Origin of the sequence: Pseudoalteromonas sp. CF6-2 (assembly GCF_021729425.1) — a bacterium.
GTDB lineage: Bacteria > Pseudomonadota > Gammaproteobacteria > Enterobacterales > Alteromonadaceae > Pseudoalteromonas > Pseudoalteromonas arabiensis.
The window spans coordinates 391,607-409,505 of record NZ_CP091443.1 but is presented as its reverse complement, the minus strand read 5'-3'; the positions used below and the strand labels follow the sequence as shown (position 1 = coordinate 409,505).

Below are 17,899 nucleotides of genomic sequence, written 5' to 3'. Positions count from 1 at the left end.
TTACTCCATCATTTTTTCAATTGGCATAACAAGAATTGAGTTGGCACCCAGTGCTTTTAACTGTTCCATTGTTTCCCAGAATAGGGTTTCGCTGCTAACCATGTGCAATGCAACATAATCGTCGCTACCTGCAAGCGATAGTAAAGTTGGTTGGCCAGTACCCGGTAGTAAGTCACACACTTCATCAAGCTTTGCTTTTGGTGCGTGTAGCATGATGTATTTACTTTCTTTAGCTTGACGAACACCACGTAAACGCGGCATTAGCGTATTGATTAAATCAAGCTTACTTTGATCAGTGAGGTCTTTATTCTGAATTAAACATGCATTTGATTCTAAGATGGTGTCGCCTTGCATTAAGCCGTTTGCTTCTAACGTTGCACCAGTAGACACTAAATCACAAATAGCATCAGCAAGACCTGCACGCGGTGCGACTTCAACAGAGCCCGTTAACATTACCGTGCTTGCGTTAATACCTTCGCGTTTTAGGTATTGGCTTAAGATTTCAGGGTAAGTAGTGGCAATGCGTTTACCTTCGAACCAGCTTTTTTCCTGAGGGCCAAGTTCTTGTGGCCATGCAAGTGCCAAGCGGCAGTAACCAAAATCAAGTTTAGAAAGCTTATTTACTTCGAATGCCACGCCTTGGCGTTCGCGTTCGGCTTGTACTTCAACAAGTACGTTTTCACCAACGATACCTAAGTCACACACACCGTCCATGACAAGACCCGGAATATCGTCATCGCGTACACGAAGCACATCAATTGGCATGTTGGTAGAGTGGGCGATTAAACGTTGTTCACGAAGGTTTAATTTAACACCAAGTTGCTTTAGTAACTCTTGGCAGTCTTTTGATAAGCGACCGCCTTTTTGGATGGCGATTCGTAAACGATTGGTATTGCTCATTATTCATTTTCCTTTAATTCAAAAACTAAAAACCCCGAGGGAACCTCAGGGCGAAAATAAATAATTTGGTTGATTGCTCGCCAGAGGTTCCTTTTAGGAATAACCTCTCAGCGAAAAACCTGACAGGCTATTCCGATGAATGATGGTGATGATGGATAGTTGTCAGATTGAAGCGCATAATTTTTCCTGTGTTGCACTCGTTTGTATAAACCAGTGCGTAAATCTGTTTAAATAAGTTACGTATATAGATAAACATGCTTTGCTAATCTTTGGCAAGCATTTTTTTGCGAAATTAAAGTATATCTTATAACGGTCGATATATAATGGATAGGTAGCAGGTACAGCTGGAGGCACATATGGATATCATGATCCCCTTTTTAGGGCGTATAACTCGCCTACAACTTGAAAGTAAAGGCGCGTTTCATATTGCTGGGGTAAAAGATGCGAACGTGCAGCGAATTGAGCTTGAAAAGCGACAAAAAAGAGAGATTGAGTTACGAAAAAAAACAGCCCAAAAAGCGGATAAAAATAATAAAAACACCACCGAAGAAGATGAAGAAGGCAATCAGCATCTTGATACGTGGGCATAGCGAATTTTTCTCGTCTGCGGTCTTATTTAGTAACTAAAAAGTTAGCTGCTTGTGGTTGTATGTGCAAGAAACGTAAAAAAGGCTCGATAAACGAGCCTTTATGGTTTTAAAGCAATGTTTAAGACTTTGCCTGTGCTGATTGAATACTACTTTGAATCAATGGTGAAATTGTTAAGCCTTGTACGATAATCGAAAAGATCACCACCACATAGGTGACAATTACAATTAAATTGTGCAAGTCAGAGCCAGCAATCATCACCTGATCACGTGGAATAGCTGCGGCCATCGCCAACGCTAAACCACCCCTCAAGCCCCCCCAAGTGAGGATTTTCACCGAGTGCTTGTCGTATTGACGGTATTTTTTAAAGAACACAAACGGTGCACCCACACTTACAAAGCGCGCCAATAGCACCACAGGTACCATAAGTAAACCAAGGCCAATCTCTTCAAGTGTGATAGGCATGGTGACAATGAGCATACCGATGATCAGAAACAGCAAGGCATTTAAAAAGCTATCGGTGGCATGCCAGAAGTCTTTTACGTAGCGAGTATCTTCAGGACCCGTGCGCTCTGTGGCTTTTGAGCGAGTGATATTACCAAGTAAAATACCACTGGTTACCATCGCCAGTGCGCCCGAGATTTCCCAAATATTTGCAGCAGCAAAGCCAGCGGTTGGAATGGTGAGCGTTAATAACAAGCGAATATTCACATCGCGGCTATTAATAATTAAAAAATGTCCAACTAAAGCAATCACTAAACCAAATGCAATGCCACCTATAGCATCGACTAAGAATAGCTCAGCAATGTCGGTAAAATTAGCTTCGGTACCATAAAATGCAACTGAAAATATGGTAGTGAAAATCACCAAGCCAATACCATCATTAAACAAAGACTCACCTTCAACTTGCACAGAAATACCTTCTGGGGCTCGCATTTGTTTAATAATGGCTAATACAGCAATTGGGTCGGTTGGGCTGATTAATGCACCAAATAATAAGCAGTAAATAAATGGCACTGGCCAGCCAACAAAAGCAAATAAGTAGTAACTTAAGTAGCCAACAATGACCGTGGAGGTAATGGTTGAAAATAGCACTAATGCGGTTATTTCCCAACGTTGTTTACGAAGGGCTGCTAAGTTGATTTCAAGTGCACCTGCGAACAGTAAAAACCCGAGCATGCCTTTTAATAGCAACTGATTAAAGTTGATACTAGAGACTATTTGGGTCATTTCGAGGGCGGTGCTATCACCGAGCATTTTAACGGCAAGTATAAGCAGTAAAGAAATAACAACAGAGCCTGTTGTTATAGCAATTGTGGTTTGCATTTTGAGGATATATTGGTTAGCAAAAGCAATAAAAATAGCTAATGCTGAAAGAAAACAAATGAGGTACCAAGCATTCATTGTTTGACCTTAAATATTTGTATAACAAGACGCAGAAAGTTGTCACTTTCTGGCCGCATATGGTACGCCTCTATCTCATGTATGTCACAGTGTTTATGCGATTTTTATGATATTTTAGAGTAAAAATTCAGGTGGCTGATTGCAATTGTATAATTGCTGTTAAAAATGTCTCAAAAGAGACAAAATAAACCTGACTAGAAGTGCGCTGAGGATTAGTTTAGTTAGGTCAATCCGCTTTTTTTAATTGTGCCGATTCCTGACTCTTATTAATAGCCCTTATCGGATAAGGGATTACAATTCCTTCTTCAGCGTAACGCGTGTGCAGTGCCTTAATAAACGCAGATTTTACCCAAAATCGATTGAAGTATTCTTTTGCTCTTAGCATCACGGTAAAATTGATGCTTGATTGATCGAAGGTATGAAATACCACAAATGTATCATAGTCAGCTACGCCCCATTTGTGACTTTTTAAAACCTGCCTTGCTACATCCAGTGTCACTTGTTCAACTTTTTCTAGATCTGAGCCATAATGAACACCCACTTCAACAGCTACACTGAGCTCTTTTTCGGGGTAAAAGTAATTAATGATGCGTGATTTAGACAGCTGACTGTTGGGGATGATTATCATGTTATTTGGCAACATTTTTACCCAAGTTGAGCGCCAACCAATTTTCTCGACAAAGCCTTGGTCGCCACTTTCAAGCTCTATAAAGTCACCCACCCGAATCGGTTTATCAATCACCAATTGAACGCCAGAGAAGAAGTTTTCAAGTGTAGGCTGCAAAGCGAGTGCAACAGCAAGAGACGTAATACCGAGTGATGCAATTATAGGTGTGATTGATATACCCAAAGTACCCATTAAAACCAGCAGGCCAACACATACAATCACACAGCGTATGAGTCCTTTAATAATGCTATGGCTATTCGATATCATTGCTGAACGCGCACTATAATAATCAACTGTGCCAAATAAAAAATGATCTAGAAACAGTACAAACGCAATAATGCATATTGTTTTAGCAGTGGCTGAAATAGGCAGGGGGTGTTCTGTCATAAATCCGGTGATGCTTAATAACTGCCCAAATATGATCACAAGCACCATCATTGTGCACAAGGTAAGCGGAGTAATAAGTGAGTCAACAAGTAGTGAGTCGAATACAAAGTCTGTTCGTCTAGTCCACTTCTTTAAACAGTAAACAATTAAAAACCTTATTATATACAAGATAATAGCAGCTAGGGTTGTGCCACCAATTATTAGCAACCATGGTTTGTTTACCCATTCGCTCTGCGACAGCTCGCTAAACATAGTTAATCCTATAAGCTAAAGTCTTTGTCGGCGTTGCAATTTATGTACCCAGCTTTAAAGTGCTCAACGGACAGGAGATGAATGGGGAGCTAATTAAACAACGCTAAGAAATAATCAATAAAAAAGGGACTAATGTAGTAAATTTGTTAATGATCTGTAATTATTTTTTTACAATTTCACGCCATTTTTAAGCTTTATCTATCATGCTATTTTCTTAACCTACTAAAAAATAAGCGCTTTAGGAAAATCTCGCCACTTTAAATGTTAATTTATTGTTTAATTTTTGTTTTCTTTTTGATCGCGCTAGGCTGATCAGCAATCGGGAAGGTGTGTAACCCGATTATTAGGAAAATATTAAATAACAATCTAACGGAGCGTAAACGTGAATTTATCAAAACTCACAATAGCTACTCTTGCTGCTTTGGCATTAGCTCAAGCAACAAATGCAGAAGCTGCAAATAAAAAATACCTAAACAAGCAAACAGGTATTAATAAAGCATTACAGACGAATGCTGCATCAGTATTAATGTCTAATCCGAAACATTTAATTGGTTTGGAAGCTGGAAATGAACTAACTGTTTTAAAAGAAATAAAAAGCAATAACGGTACGACAACCCGCCGTTACCAGCAAATGTATAAGAATATTCCAGTTATTGGCGATACGGTTATTCTTACCTTTGATGATGCGGGACAGTTAAAAACAGCACATGGTGCTGCGGTCTATGATATTGCTTCAGATATCGGTTCTGTTTCACCTGCTTTACCAAAGCAAAAAGCGTTAGCGCATGGCCTTGCTAATTCAGCCGCTGCAAAAAAATCGTCAGGCCTAGAGAGACATAATGAGCAGTCTCGTTTAGCTATTTGGCTTGATGAGAATAGCGTTGCGCATTTGGTTTACGAAGTGTCATACGTTACTTATGGTGAAAACCCGTCTCGCCCTTATCAAATTATTGATGCCAATACTGGTGAAGTACTTTTTAGTATGGATAACCTCCAGCATGCAAGTGCAACAGGCCCTGGCGGCAATTTAAAAACGGGTAAGTACATCTATGGCAGTGACTTCAGTAGTCTTGATGTTTCTCAGTCGGGCAACACATGTACGATGAATAACGCCAACGTAAGAACGATTAACCTCAATGGCGGTACGAGTGGTTCTACGGCTTATTCGTTTACTTGCCCTGAAAATACCTTTAAAGAAATTAATGGTGCATATTCGCCACTCAATGATGCACATTATTTTGGTAACGTTATCTTTAATATGTATAACGATTGGTTAGGTACTGCACCTTTAACTTTCCAATTAAAAATGCGTGTTCACTATGGTAATAATTACGAAAATGCATTTTGGGATGGCAGTGCTATGACCTTTGGTGATGGCCAAAATACGTTTTACCCTCTAGTAAGTCTAGACGTATCAGCTCATGAGGTGAGCCACGGCTTTACTGAGCAAAACTCAGGACTTGTTTATTCTGGTAAATCGGGTGGTTTAAACGAAGCTTTCTCTGATATGGCTGGTGAAGCCGCTGAGTTTTACATGAAAGGCTCAAACGACTGGTTAGTTGGTCAGGAAATCTTCAAAGGTAATGGCGCACTTCGCTACATGAATAATCCAACTCAAGATGGTAGCTCAATTGATCATCAAAATGATTACTACTCTGGTATGGATGTTCACTACAGCTCAGGCGTATTCAATAAAGCATTTTATAATCTTGCAACCACATCGGGTTGGGATACGCAAAAGGCATTTGTGGTTATGGCACGCGCTAACCAACTTTATTGGACAGCAAGCACTAACTGGGACCTTGCAGGTAATGGCGTGATGGATGCGGCATGTGACTTAAACTATGATCCTGCCGATGTTCAAGCAGCGCTTGCTGCGGTAGGTGTTAGTTCAAACTTAAGCGCAGGTAGTAGCTGTGGCGGTACAACTGAGCCACCGACTGACGAAGCGTTAACAAATGGTGTTGCGCGCACAGGGATTAGTGGCGCAGCCAAAGAACAGCTGTTCTTCACTTTAGATGTTCCGAGTGGTGCTACAAACCTGCAATTCAATACCACAGGTGGAAGTGGCGATGCCGATCTGTATGTAATGTATGGCTCTAGACCAACACTTAACAACTTTGATTGTAAGAGTACGTCATCTACTAGCACTGAAAGCTGTGCAATCAGTAATGTACAAGCAGGCACATACTATGTGATGGTAGAAGCATGGAACCAAATCTCAGGTGTGTCTTTAACTGGTAGTTTTGATAATGGTTCAGGTGGAGTGACACCCATCAATCGTACAGAATCAAATGTAAGTGTTGCATCAGGTAGCTGGACACGCTTCACACAAGATTTAACGGCGGGTTATTCATCACTGGATGTCACTATTTCAGGTGGCACTGGCGATGCAGATCTTTACGTTAAGTTTGGTTCGCAATCAACAACTTCTAGCTATGATTGCCGTCCGTATAAAAATGGTAACAGCGAAACGTGTACCTTTACCAACCCTCAAGCAGGCACTTGGTATATTGACTTACGTGGTTACAACGCAGCGAGTGGCGTAACACTCTCCATCTCGGCTAATTAGCCAATCATAAAAAGGGAGCATTTGCTCCCTTTACTTTCCCTTACAAAGAAAAGGACCCATTATGACAACCCTTCTTAAGCAGTGCTTAGTCGGTGTAGCCTCACTGTCGTTAAGCCAAATGTGTTTCGCTCAAGATGATGAAACAGTCTGGGTGACAATTGATGCCCTAGCCGCAAAACATTTTCAACAAGATGCGCTAAGTAAACAAAAACAAACACGTAACCTCGCTTTGCAATCGTCAGTTATAAATGATGTAAACTTTATGCGTGTCAATAAACAAGATATAGCAGGGTTAAGCGAATTTATGCATGATAATTACCATCGCTGTGGTGGTTTTGTCGCTCATGAATCTCTAGCCGATGCCGAACTGTATACTCAAAAGCTAAATAGTGTTTCACACCTTGCTTCGACGAGCAGCTTTGCAAGTTACAGCATTGATAACGCTACGACTGTCAATGCGTTGCTTTCATCAATTAATGCAAGTGAGCTTACTGATACAGTGAATAGTATGATGAATTTCCATAATCGATACTATTCAGTGCAAAGCGGTGTAGATGCAGCTCAGTGGTTAAAAAATCACTGGCAACAAATAGCAAGTAGCCGTAGCGATATTAGCGTCGAATACTTCAATCATAGTTTTTCACAGTCGTCGGTTGTTGTGACTATTCCAGGTGCCGAAAAAGCCGATGAAATTGTCGTGATTGGGGGTCACCTAGATTCAATAAATCAATCAAATCCAAGTAATGGGCGTGCGCCTGGTGCAGACGATAATGCATCAGGCATTGCTGTGCTTACCCAAGCCTTAAAAGCAATTGTTGATAATAACTATCAACCTCAACGGACTATCCAAATTATGGGCTTTGCTGCAGAAGAAGTCGGCCTTCGGGGCTCTAAAGATATTGCCCAGAGTTATAAATCGCAGGCTAAAAATGTGGTTGGTATGGTGCAATTTGATATGACAGGTAATAACGGCAGTAGCACAGACATTGTGATGATGACAGATTACACTAATTCACCACAAAACCAGTATTTATCGCAATTACTTGATGCTTATCAACCAAGTGTTAGCTACGGCTTTGACCAATGTGGTTATGGCTGTTCAGATCATGCATCTTGGTATCAGCAAGGTTTTGCTGCATCAATGCCATTTGAATCAAGAATGAGCGATATTAACCCTCTCATCCATACTTCAAACGATTCACAGTTCGACGCACAACATGCCAGCAAATTCGCCAAACTGGCTGTGAGCTACCTTGCTGAAATGGCAAAAAATGCCGGTGATGTTGTGAGCGAACCAAGTAATGAACTTGAAAATGGTGTAGCAAAAACCGGTTTATCTGCGGCTGCAAAACAGCAACTATTTTTTACCCTTAAAGTGCCAGCAATGAGCAGCAACCTTGAGTTTACGACACAGGGCGGTACAGGTGATGCCGATTTATATGTCAAATTTGGCAGCAAGCCGACTTTACAAGATTTTGATTGTAAAAGTACAACATCTTCAAGTAACGAAAGCTGTGCGATTTCATCAATACAAGCGGGGACTTATCACGTTATGGTTGAAGCATGGAATGAAATTGCCGGTGTTGCATTAACGGGAAGTTATAGCCAAGGCTCTGGCAGTACACCTATAGACCGCACAGAAACGAATGTTAATGTACCCAGTGGTACTTGGCAGAGGTTTACTCAAGCGATCCCAAGCGGTATGAGTAATCTAACAGTGACTATGTCAGGGGGCAGTGGTGATGCTGATTTATATGTTAATTACGGCTCACCTTCGACGAGTTCAAATTATCAATGTCGACCTTATAAAAATGGCAACGAAGAGACATGTCAGATTAGTAATCCACAAGCGGGTACTTGGTATATAGACTTGCAAGGTTACAGTTCTGCATTGGGTGTGACACTCACTATAGAAGCACAATAACCCATGTTTTTAATAATGAGGAAGCCTTGCTTCCTCATTTAGTCTTGCCCTAGGTTAACCAGTTACGTAAAATCTGCCCATCACTTTTAATCTTATTGGCGAAGTTTATCAAACAACTTTTCAGTGCCACGGGTCCGCTTGCACTTTCTCTTGATGGATACACTCCAAGACAGCCACAAATTGACATGGCTGTTGCGGTTGATGATGCCTTGAAAAAACGTCACCAATTAGTGGTTGAGGCGGGAACAGGTACAGGTAAAACTTATGCTTACTTAGCGCCTGCGTTAAAATCAAAAGGCAAAACTATCATCTCAACGGGTTCAAAAGCGCTGCAAGAACAGTTGTTTCATCGTGATTTACCCAACTTAGTAAAAGCACTCAGTGCCACGAAAAAAGTAGCCCTATTAAAAGGGCGTGCAAATTATTTATGTACCTATCGCTTAAGTCAGCACGTTGCGCATGTACCAACAGATGATCCAGATGTCATGCATCAACTGGCGATGGTGGCAAAGTTTGCCAGTGAAACGCGTTCTGGCGATTTAGCAGATTGTGTTGGTATTGAAGAAGACGCCAAAGTACTGCCTTATGTTAGCTCAACCGCTGATAACTGTTTAGGTAAAGAGTGCCCCGATTTCCAAGATTGTTATATTCGTAAAGCGCGCTTAAATGCGATGGAAGCCGATGTGGTGGTGATCAACCATCATTTATTCTTTGCTGATATGGCTGTGAAAGACACGGGTTTTGCTGAATTGATGCCCACTGCTGATGCCTACATTTTTGATGAGGCTCATCAGTTAAGTGAAATAGCCAGTGACTATTTTGGTGAAAGTGTTAGTACTAAAAAGCTGATGGATTTAATCAATGACTTACGCGCGATTTACCGTGCAGATATCCCCGATATGCTGCAATTAGGTAAAACCCTCAATAAGTTAGAAACCAGCGTGGCAGATTTACGTTTGCAGTTTGGCTTAGATGGCAGTCGCGGTGACTGGCGTGAAAAGCTAGCCGATAAAGATATCTGTGCAGCCCTGCACCGCGTGATAAGCGACCTCGACTTTTTATATCAAGTGTTGAAATTATGTTTAGACCGTAGCGAAAAAATAGAGCACCCGTTTGAGCGTACACTGGCCTTTAAAGGCCAGTTAGAGCGGGTATTTGATACTGCACAAACGGGCTATAGCTATTGGTATGAAACAACTCGCCGCTATTTAACGGTAAACATTACACCGCTAAATGTATCGGCTAAATTTGCGCAAATGATGAAAGACACTGGGGCTGGCTTTGTCTTTACTTCGGCCACTCTATCGGTTGATAATGAATTAGCGCATTTTAATGCCAGTCTTGGACTAAAACCCGCGCAAAGCATGATTGTTGAAAGTCCGTTTGATTATCAACAACAAGCGCTACTTTGTTTACCGCGCTATTTACCTGAGTCTCATGCGAATAATATGCCCCATGCTATTATCAAGCTGACCCTTGAGTTGATTAAATCAGCAAAAGGTCGCTGTTTTGTGCTGTTTACAAGTTATCGTATGATGCACTTAGTGGCGGAAGGTTTAACTACACAAATGGATTACCCTGTTTATATGCAAGGGCAAATGTCAAAGCGTATTATCCTTGAAAAGTTTACCCGTCACGGTAATGCCGTTTTACTCGGTACCGCCTCATTTTGGGAAGGCGTGGATGTTAGAGGCAGCACATTAAGTTGTGTTATCATTGACAAATTGCCGTTTGCCGCGCCGGATGACCCATTGTTGCAAGCAAAAATGCAAGATTGTCAGTTGCAAGGTAAAGACCCATTTGCACATATTCAATTACCCCAAGCGGTGATTGCATTAAAGCAAGGGGTAGGGCGACTGATTCGCGATAGTAAAGATAAAGGTGTGCTGGTTATTTGCGATAATCGCTTAGTAACGCGCCATTATGGCCAAGTATTTTTAAAAAGTTTGCCACCCATGCGCCGCACGCGTGATTTAGCAATGGCAAACGCGTTTTTAGAACAGATCAATTAGAGTAACTTAGATGATTAAACACAATATTCTTGCCTTAGATGCATCAACTGAAGCTTTATCGCTGGTGCTACATTATCAAGGGCAAACATTTCATCATTTTGAAGAGTGCCCACAGCAGCACAGCCAAAAGATCTTGCCTTTAATTGATGAGTTACTCGCAAAGGCACAATGTAAATTAACCGACTTAGATGTGATTGGGTTTGGTCAAGGACCAGGAAGCTTCACGGGCGTGCGTATCAGTGTTGCGATTGCACAAGGTTTAGCTTATGCCGCACGCTTGCCTTTGGTTGGCGTATCAACATTACAAATGATGGCGCAACAGGCGTTTGAGCAACACCAATTAAGTGATGTGTTTTCTGCGATTGATGCGCGTATGGGTGAAATTTATTACGCTCACTATAAAGCAAATGAACATGGCTTAATGCGACTTGTTGATGAAGAGCAAGTCATTAAACCTGAGTTGTTAACATTACCTGACACAACTGCAACCGCGGTGGGCACTGGTTGGAAAACCTATCCTGAGCTTGTTACAGAACTTGCAAATGTAAGCTTACATGAAAACATCTTATTGCCTGATGCGAAATACATGCTGTCATCTGTTGCCACAGCTTTCGCTAACAGTGAAACGGTGACAGCTGCGAATGCACAGCCTAAATATGTTCGTGATACAGTGACTTGGAAAAAGCTACCAGGCCGAGAGTAACTGAAAGAGCAACGGGACTTGCGTGCCCGTCAGTTATGGCACATAATTTAGTCATGTTTGATGTGGAAATACTCGTTTGACTTTACCTATTGGCTCAGGCTTTTATACCGGTGACATCCCTGGTCAATATAGCCGTAAAAATACCGTTACTGATACGTCCAAGGCGATATCAGACCGAACGGCTGAGCAAAAATCGTCAACAGAGTATGTTAAATCGAGCCCTCAAGCTGTTGTTATTGCCGATAAGTTTAAAGCTGAGTCGCAAAGCTATCAGCAAACAATTTATGACAAACCAAGCAATCCAAAAATAAGCCGTGCAATTTCAACCTATACTGAATTTGCTAATTTAGATCGCCGTGCCGAAGTGCAAAGCTTAATTGGCGTTGATGTGTACGCATAATTAATAAAATAACTGAATTAAATGAAGAAAGCCTAAACAGTGTTTAGGCTTTTTATGATTAAAAGGTTTACTCTTTAATAAAATCAATCAACTTACTGGCAATCGCGGTATTGTTTTGCGAGCCGTAGAAATCTTCAGCACGTTTACCATAGGCAAACACTTGTACATCAATAGCGGTGTGGCCGCCAGTAGTCCAACCCGTGAAGCTGGCATGGTTAATGATATCTTTAACTGCGAGTACTAAAGCTTTATCGCCCATTTTCTTCGCTTCGCTGAGCTTAATCGCATTTGCTTCAGTAAACTCGATATCAGAATACTTTTGCCATACCGATTTTAAATCTTCGCTTTCAAGCAAGGCTTTTGTGATGGTACCCGCTGTTGCTTTGACACCCTTAACAACGTCAGTTTCCCACTTATATTGACCATGAGCACCCAGTGTTAAACCGCCTGTTGAGTGATCGGCTGTGATAACAAGGAGAGTATCAGGGTTTTTATCTACATAGGCTTTTGCTTGTTCAATCGATTTAGCAAAGTCGTCCATTTCACCCATCGCACACGCGATGTCGTTGGCATGACCACACCAGTCAATTTGGCTACCTTCGATCATCACAAAGAAGCCTTTGTCGTTCTGACCATCAAGTAAATCAAGTGCTTTAGTTGTCATTTGCGTAAGACGAGTCGGATTTTCGTCAAGTGCATAAGGCAAGCCCACTTCAGCGAATAAACCAAGTGCTGGAACTTGTTTTAAGTCACTCATTGCTGCGAAGTCATCGCTGTACTGATAACCCGCTGCTTTGAATTCTTCAACTAGGTTACGGTCTTCACGAACATAATATTTAGTGCCGCCACCTAGCATTAAATCAACCGGTAACTTACCCGCGATTTTGTTATCGATATAGTCGTTAGCGATCTCGTCGTAGTTACGGCGTGATTCATTGTGTGAAGCAAAGCTTGCTGGTGTTGCGTGGTTGATTTGTGAAGTAGCTACTAATGCTGTTGTCATACCGCGCTCTTTAGCAACTTCAAGCATGGTTTTTACTGGTTTTTTATCAGTATCAACAGCAATTGCGCCATTATAACTTTTATGACCACTGCTCAGTGCTGTTGCACCCGCTGCGCTGTCAGTTACATAAGTATGATCATCAGGGTAAGTATGTGCCATACCACGTAAAATGGTATCGAATACAGTTGGGTCAACGACTTTAGTATTTGGATCATCTTTAAAGTAACGATATGCAGTTGTATATGCTGGGCCCATACCATCACCAATCATGTAAATAATGTTTTTTGGTGCTGATTCAGCCATTACTGAGCCTGCTGAGCATAATAATGCTAAAAGACTTAATTTTAATTTCATTGATGTAACCTTATTATTGTGCCCTTATTTATACTGCGAGGATTATTGTATACTAGCTAGACGATAAATAAACGCCTTTAAGTTGAAACGCTTAATAAATAGGAGTAATTGTGCAACCTTTTTCTTTTCAAACTGGTACTCAGACATTACGTGGCCTAACCTTTGGCCATGGTGAAGAGGCTGTTGTTGCGTTACATGGCTGGCTTGATAATGCACATAGTTACATTCCTATGTTAGAGAATGCCAAGCTCGATAATACTTGGTACTGTATAGACTTCCCAGGCCATGGTTTATCTGATTGGCGAAGTAGCGATGCTCATTATTACTTTATTGACTACATTGATGACGTATATAAGTTTATTGAGTCACTTGAAGTGAATAAAGTGCATTTAGTGGGCCATTCAATGGGCGCTATGGTTGCAGGTGTTTTTGCCAGCTGCTTCCCTGAAAAAGTGGCATCGGTGAATTTTATTGAGGGAATAGGGGGCGTCACAACAAACAGTAATGATGTGAGCAGTCAGCTTCGCAAAGCAATTTTAAATAGAGCAAGAGTCAGTACTAAAGGGCTCAGAGCATTTGAGTCTAAAGCGCACATTATTAGTGCAAGACTTGCCAGTGGTGACCTTGAATACCCACAAGCAGAGTTACTGATGGACAGAAATAGCTACCACAAAGCAGGTAAGTGGTATTTAACAACGGACCCTAAGCTTAAAAATCACTCAGGTTTTCGTTTTGATGAAGCACAATGTATTGCAACCATCAAACAAATTCAGGCACCATGCCAGCTAATCCTTGGCGAGCAAGGGTTCCCGTTCGTTAAGCAAAACTTAGAAGCATATGGCAAATATTACAAGGAGTTAAAAATTCATCAGATACCTGGCGGTCACCATTGCCATATGCAAAATCCTGCATTAACCTTAGAGCACATTCATGCATTTATTAAGCACTATAAAGCAAGTTAATTGTATAATTGCACCAAATGTGGGATTATCTGCACCATTAGAGTATTTACTCCATTGTGAAACAGCCTTAGTTAGATTAAGGTTATTAAAAAATATAATTATAAACAGGAGCTAAGAGTGGAAAAAATCTGGCTTAAGCGCTACCCAGAAGGTATGCCTGAAACAATCGACCCTGAGCATTATCACTCGTTACTCGACTTGTTTGAAAAAAGTTTTGCTGACTATAGTGACCTTCCAGCCTTTACCAACATGGGTAAAGAGTTGACCTACAGTGAGCTAGACAGTGCGACAAAACGTGTGGCATCGTATATTCAAAACGACCTAGGTCTAAAAAAAGGCGATAAAGTTGCGGTGATGATGCCGAACTTGCTTCAAACACCCGTAACAATTTTAGGTATTCTTCGTGCTGGCTGTGTGGTGGTTAACGTAAATCCACTTTATACCGTACGTGAATTAGAGCATCAATTAAATGACTCAGAGTCAGCTGCAATTTTCATTCTTGCTAATTTTGCCGATACGCTAGAAAAAGCCCTTCCAAAAACCAATGTTAAACACATTGTTGTTACCCAAGTGGGTGATATGGTAGGTGGTCTTAAAAAGCACATTGTTAATTTTGTTGTTAAACACATCAAAAAAATGGTGCCAAGTTACTCACTACCAGATGTAATCAAGTTTTCAGATGCATTGGCAGGTGATGAAGCAAACTATAAAAAGCCTGATATTGATTTAAACGATTTAGCGTTTTTACAATACACAGGGGGTACAACAGGCGTATCAAAAGGTGCAATGCTGTCGCATGGCAACATGGTTGGTAACCTTGAACAAGTATCAGGTTGCTTAGATAAAGTGCTAGAGCAAGGTAAAGAAGTCGTTATTACGGCATTACCGCTTTATCACATATTTGCACTGACAGCGAACTGTCTAACCTTTATGAAATATGGCGGTTTGAACGTGCTTATTACTAACCCTCGCGATATGCCTGGTTTTGTAAAAGAGTTAGCACAACACAAATTTACTGCGGTGACGGGGGTAAATACCTTATTTAACGGTTTACTAAATACCCCTGGCTTTGCTGAGCTAGACTTCTCAAGCTTAAAAATGTCACTTGGCGGTGGTATGGCGGTACAGCGTCCCGTTGCTGAAAAATGGCAAGCTGTAACGAAAACCAAATTAATGGAAGGTTATGGTTTAACTGAGTGTGCACCACTTGTAACACTGAGCCCATACGACCTTGAGGGTTATAACGGTTCCATTGGTTTACCTGCACCAAGCACTGATATTAAGCTAATGCTTGAAAATGGTGAAGAAGCAGCGAAAGGTGAGCCTGGTGAGCTTTGGGTTAAAGGCCCACAAGTTATGCAAGGTTACTATAACCGCCCTGATGCAACAGCCGAATGCTTAAAAGATGGTTGGTTTGCAACAGGTGATATTGCAACTTACGATGATGAAGGTTTCTTCTACATTGTTGATCGTAAGAAAGACATGATTATCGTATCTGGCTTTAATGTTTTCCCAAATGAGATTGAAGAAGTTGTTGCAATGCACGATGGCGTGCTTGAAGTGGCAGCGATTGGTGTTCCTCATGAGGTAAGTGGTGAACAAGTTAAAGTTTTTGTTGTGAAAAAAGATCAATCTTTAACTGAAAAAGATATAATAAAGCACTGTCGTGATAATTTAACGAACTATAAGGTACCTAAACTCGTTGAGTTTAGAGATGAATTACCAAAAACAAACGTTGGTAAGATTCTAAGAAGAGCCTTAAAGGACGAAAAGAAATAATTAAAGCCGGCATCAGCCGGCTTTTTTATGTTTCCTATAGGAGTGTAAGTGCAATATCAACTGATCGAAACACAAAACCAATTAAATGATTTTGTAGAAAAAATTACAGGTAAATCGGTACTGGCAATTGATACCGAGTTTATGCGTCGTCGCACACTGTATCCTGAAGTTGCACTTATTCAAGTATATGATGGTGAGCATTTAGCATTAATTGACCCACTGGCTGAGTTGTCGCTTTTTGATTTTTGGCAAGTACTTAAAAACCCAGAAGTGTTAAAAGTACTGCATTCACCATCAGAAGATATTGAAGTGTTTCAAAAGTATGCTGGCTTTGTACCAACACCGCTGTTTGATACCCAATTTGCACTGCAAATTTTAGGTCATGGTAACTGCATGGGCTTTGCGCACATGGTGAGAGAGTTGCTTGATATCGAAATTGATAAAAGCGAATCACGCACTAACTGGTTACAGCGTCCGCTAACTGAAAAACAGTTAGATTACGCCGCTGCCGATACTTTTCATTTACTGCCTTGTTTTGAAATCATTAAAAAACAAATTGATGAAGCCGGCTTTTTTGACATAGTGATCAGCGAAAGCGAGTTAGTTGCGCAAAAACGTGCCTATCAAACCCCTGCCGATCAGCTTTACAAAGACATTAAAAATGCATGGCAATTACGACCGCATGATTTAGCTGTATTACGCGAACTTGCAGCATGGCGCCGTGAAAAAGCAGAGCGCAAAAACCTTGCTCTTAACTTTGTGGTAAAAGAGCATAACATGGTCGAAATTGCCAAACGTAAGCCAACAAGCTTGAATGCACTTCGCCGTGTCCCAGGTGTTGAGTCGATGGAAGTTAACCGCTCAGGCGTCGAAATTTTAAAATGTATTGAACGTGGTAAAGCTGTCCCTGTAAGCGAGCAACCAGCACAATTAAAACGTTTAATTGATTTTCCGGCTTATAAAAAAGCCGCTAAAGACATTAAACAAAAAATTACCAAGGCTGCAAAAGAGCAGGGGATTCCTGAAGATGTATTGGCCTCTAAAAAACAGATTAATCAACTGATCAGCTGGAATTGGAAGCTCGATGATGAAGAACGTAAAGCGGCATCAAGACCAGACCTTTTTAACTCATGGCGCTATGAGTTGGTGAAAGATGTACTCTCTGCTTGGGAAAAATAAGGCTCGTTTAGTTTAAAAGAGCTTTGTTGTGGCTTTGTCTTATATGCGACAGAGCCTGCTCAAGCACTATAAGTCCATTATTATAAAGTGTTTTTGTTAGAAGCTAGCTCTTTACTAAGCGCTTAGTCGCTCATTAAGAAAGCGAATTAACCCATCTTGTTTTTCTTATCCATGCTCGCATAATGGGAAAGCCAGAGTTTGGGCAAGTCATGTCCCACGCTTGCAATAACGGTTGACCAAATAACCCACCATTTTCAAATAAATCGAAAAGGTTTTGTGCAGATCCTTTATAGGATTTATCATGGAAAATGAGCTCCATAGGTAAGCCTAAATGTTTTACAGCAGCAACTGACCAAGCTGTAGCGGCGATTTCTTCACCATGCATTGCTTGAGGCTCTCTCTTAATCGATAGACCGTGTTTGTAAACATCACCCGTTAGCTGATTTCGAAAAATAGGTTCACACACTGCGATATGGCCGGCTTCGTGTAAAATATCTCCTGGATACTTAAGCTTATTTATATCTATTTGAAGAATTTCATTTTGAATAAATAACCCAGGCAAAAGGGTTTTATTCTTAATATCAGTCATTTCATAAGCTATTTTTATTTCGCTTAAAAAACTTAAAATAGTCTCAATATAATTTTTCATATTAGAGATCCTGTCTAAAATGAGGGATGAACACTGAAAACTTTTTGGAATGCTATAAACGTGGATCTCGAAAGTTTATTTTCGAGGATGAAATAACACGCTCTTTTCCATCTGAAAAGATATTTTTTCAAATTTGTTCATGGCAAGCTTTTCAGTGATATTTC

At 40.8% G+C, this 17,899-nt stretch carries 14 protein-coding genes; 9 read left to right on the top strand and 5 right to left on the bottom strand.

Translation table 11 applies throughout. From position 1 onward, the window contains the following. Entirely contained in the window at window positions 1–900 is a 900-nt protein-coding gene (hisG, locus tag L3Q70_RS18535; protein ID WP_237115695.1) for an ATP phosphoribosyltransferase, read from the bottom strand. Window positions 901–1,256: 356 nt separating this feature from the next. Between hisG and L3Q70_RS18530 the strand changes: the two genes are divergently transcribed. Beyond that, window positions 1,257–1,490 carry a hypothetical protein gene (locus L3Q70_RS18530; protein ID WP_062568088.1) on the top strand — a complete coding sequence of 78 codons (234 nt, stop codon included), beginning with the start codon at window positions 1,257–1,259 and terminating at the stop codon, window positions 1,488–1,490. Between the two features lie 118 nt (window positions 1,491–1,608). Here L3Q70_RS18530 and L3Q70_RS18525 read toward each other — a convergent pair whose 3' ends face one another. Together L3Q70_RS18525 and L3Q70_RS18520 are read right to left on the bottom strand one after the other, a co-directional pair. Beyond that, on the bottom strand, window positions 1,609–2,892 hold the full coding sequence (locus tag L3Q70_RS18525) for a sodium:proton antiporter (protein ID WP_062568087.1): 1,284 nt from the start codon (window positions 2,890–2,892) through the stop codon (window positions 1,609–1,611). 226 nt (window positions 2,893–3,118) lie between these two features. Further along, the gene (locus L3Q70_RS18520) at window positions 3,119–4,198 is read right to left on the bottom strand and encodes a mechanosensitive ion channel family protein (protein ID WP_237115694.1); all 1,080 of its coding nucleotides are present in this window, start codon (window positions 4,196–4,198) and stop codon (window positions 3,119–3,121) included. Window positions 4,199–4,580: 382 nt separating this feature from the next. Here L3Q70_RS18520 and L3Q70_RS18515 point away from each other — a divergent pair, with 382 nt between their 5' ends. The 5 genes from L3Q70_RS18515 (at window position 4,581) to L3Q70_RS18495 (ending at window position 11,809) form a co-directional block, all read left to right on the top strand. Beyond that, a complete protein-coding gene (locus L3Q70_RS18515; RefSeq protein WP_237115693.1) occupies window positions 4,581–6,770 on the top strand; it encodes a pre-peptidase C-terminal domain-containing protein in 2,190 nt (729 codons plus the stop codon). Window positions 6,771–6,888: 118 nt separating this feature from the next. Further along, window positions 6,889–8,694 carry a M28 family metallopeptidase gene (locus tag L3Q70_RS18510; RefSeq protein WP_237115709.1) on the top strand — a complete coding sequence of 602 codons (1,806 nt, stop codon included), beginning with the start codon at window positions 6,889–6,891 and terminating at the stop codon, window positions 8,692–8,694. A 95-nt stretch (window positions 8,695–8,789) separates the two neighbouring features. Continuing rightward, on the top strand, window positions 8,790–10,706 hold the full coding sequence (locus tag L3Q70_RS18505) for an ATP-dependent DNA helicase (protein ID WP_062568084.1): 1,917 nt from the start codon (window positions 8,790–8,792) through the stop codon (window positions 10,704–10,706). Between the two features lie 10 nt (window positions 10,707–10,716). Further along, window positions 10,717–11,409, top strand: coding sequence for a tRNA (adenosine(37)-N6)-threonylcarbamoyltransferase complex dimerization subunit type 1 TsaB (gene tsaB / locus L3Q70_RS18500; protein ID WP_237115692.1), 693 nt, complete (start codon window positions 10,717–10,719; stop codon window positions 11,407–11,409). Between the two features lie 76 nt (window positions 11,410–11,485). After that, window positions 11,486–11,809, top strand: a complete 324-nt coding sequence (locus L3Q70_RS18495) for a hypothetical protein (protein ID WP_237115691.1) — start codon at window positions 11,486–11,488, stop codon at window positions 11,807–11,809. Window positions 11,810–11,876: 67 nt separating this feature from the next. On the opposite strand, the gene L3Q70_RS18490 is transcribed toward L3Q70_RS18495, so the two are convergent. After that, window positions 11,877–13,166, bottom strand: coding sequence for an alkaline phosphatase (locus L3Q70_RS18490; protein WP_237115690.1), 1,290 nt, complete (start codon window positions 13,164–13,166; stop codon window positions 11,877–11,879). Between the two features lie 110 nt (window positions 13,167–13,276). Here L3Q70_RS18490 and L3Q70_RS18485 point away from each other — a divergent pair, with 110 nt between their 5' ends. From L3Q70_RS18485 to rnd, 3 genes are all read left to right on the top strand, one after another. Further along, the gene (locus L3Q70_RS18485) at window positions 13,277–14,128 is read left to right on the top strand and encodes an alpha/beta hydrolase (protein ID WP_237115689.1); all 852 of its coding nucleotides are present in this window, start codon (window positions 13,277–13,279) and stop codon (window positions 14,126–14,128) included. A 117-nt stretch (window positions 14,129–14,245) separates the two neighbouring features. Next, window positions 14,246–15,907, top strand: coding sequence for a long-chain-fatty-acid--CoA ligase FadD (gene fadD, locus L3Q70_RS18480; RefSeq protein WP_237115688.1), 1,662 nt, complete (start codon window positions 14,246–14,248; stop codon window positions 15,905–15,907). A 48-nt stretch (window positions 15,908–15,955) separates the two neighbouring features. After that, window positions 15,956–17,086 carry a ribonuclease D gene (gene rnd / locus L3Q70_RS18475; protein ID WP_062568078.1) on the top strand — a complete coding sequence of 377 codons (1,131 nt, stop codon included), beginning with the start codon at window positions 15,956–15,958 and terminating at the stop codon, window positions 17,084–17,086. A 133-nt stretch (window positions 17,087–17,219) separates the two neighbouring features. Here rnd and L3Q70_RS18470 read toward each other — a convergent pair whose 3' ends face one another. After that, window positions 17,220–17,735, bottom strand: a complete 516-nt coding sequence (locus L3Q70_RS18470; RefSeq protein ID WP_237115687.1) for a hypothetical protein — start codon at window positions 17,733–17,735, stop codon at window positions 17,220–17,222. Window positions 17,736–17,899: the final 164 nt, after the last annotated feature.

Coding starts and splice junctions, on each gene's coding strand:
- hisG (WP_237115695.1), bottom strand. CDS start 900: ATGAGCAATACCAATCGTTTACGAATCGCCATCCAAAAAGGCGGTCGC.
- L3Q70_RS18530 (WP_062568088.1), top strand. CDS start 1,257: ATGGATATCATGATCCCCTTTTTAGGGCGTATAACTCGCCTACAACTT.
- L3Q70_RS18525 (WP_062568087.1), bottom strand. CDS start 2,892: ATGAATGCTTGGTACCTCATTTGTTTTCTTTCAGCATTAGCTATTTTT.
- L3Q70_RS18520 (WP_237115694.1), bottom strand. CDS start 4,198: ATGTTTAGCGAGCTGTCGCAGAGCGAATGGGTAAACAAACCATGGTTG.
- L3Q70_RS18510 (WP_237115709.1), top strand. CDS start 6,889: ATGTGTTTCGCTCAAGATGATGAAACAGTCTGGGTGACAATTGATGCC.
- tsaB (WP_237115692.1), top strand. CDS start 10,717: ATGATTAAACACAATATTCTTGCCTTAGATGCATCAACTGAAGCTTTA.
- L3Q70_RS18490 (WP_237115690.1), bottom strand. CDS start 13,166: ATGAAATTAAAATTAAGTCTTTTAGCATTATTATGCTCAGCAGGCTCA.
- L3Q70_RS18470 (WP_237115687.1), bottom strand. CDS start 17,735: ATGAAAAATTATATTGAGACTATTTTAAGTTTTTTAAGCGAAATAAAA.